Origin of the sequence: Syntrophomonas sp. UBA1041, assembly GCF_002316705.1 — a bacterium.
Lineage (GTDB): Bacteria > Bacillota > Syntrophomonadia > Syntrophomonadales > Syntrophomonadaceae > DTU019.
Map to the genome: position 1 here is coordinate 92,555 of NZ_DCEA01000120.1, position 814 is coordinate 93,368.

The window sequence follows — 814 nt, forward strand, 5'->3', positions numbered from 1 at the left end:
CAGGGATTCAACCTGCTGCAAGAGTTCGCGTTTACTGGCAAAAATTGAGGTGACGTCGGTAAAACGCATGCCAAAATCGGTAAAGCTGCTCTGCAGTGAGGCAAACGCTTCACGAATGGCTGTTTCCGGGTAGGTTATAGTATCTCTTTCTATAGCGGTGACGCGCATGGCGAAAAAAGCTACCGAAAATGCCGCCAACAGTAGCCATAGGTATTTATTCTTCAAAATTGTAAGCAAATCACTCACCAACTTAGAAGGTGCGATTATGTGTTACCAGCACCCTCTTCAGTATTTCGATATTCTCCAGCACCTTCCCCGTGCCTAGTCCTACGGCCAACAGAGGGTTTTCGCAAACATACACGGGCATATTGGTTTCCCGGCTGATCAATTTGTCCAATCCCCGTAAGAGGCTTCCGCCGCCGGCCATTATGATGCCGCGGTCCATGATATCGGCTGCTAATTCCGGGGGTGTTTTTTCCAGGCAAACCTTGATCCCGTCCACGATCTGCTGAACCGTTTCCTTCAACGCCTGTTGAATCTCTTGGGAAGAAACGCTTATGGTCTTGGGAAGCCCGGTCACTAAATCGCGGCCCCGAACTTCATATTGTTCTTCTTCTCCCTCCCACAGGGCCGAACCAATCGAAATTTTGATATCCTCGGCAGTGCGTTCACCGATCAACAGGTTGTAATTCTTGCGCAGATGCTGAATGATGGCCTCATCCATATTGTCCCCGGCGATGCGCACCGATTTGGAAGTGACGATGCCGCCCAGGGAAATCACCGCCACCTCGGTGGTGCCCCCGCCGATATCGAC

Annotated in this window: 2 protein-coding genes; both read right to left on the minus strand. The window is 51.0% G+C overall.

Annotated features, from left to right (window positions below; genetic code table 11):
* Nucleotides 1–225: hypothetical protein (locus tag B2633_RS17780; protein ID WP_483171973.1), on the minus strand; the 225-nt coding region annotated here is incomplete at its 3' end.
* A 25-nt stretch (nucleotides 226–250) separates the two neighbouring features.
* On the minus strand, nucleotides 251–814 hold a 564-nt coding region (locus B2633_RS17785), incomplete at its 5' end, for a rod shape-determining protein (protein ID WP_483171974.1).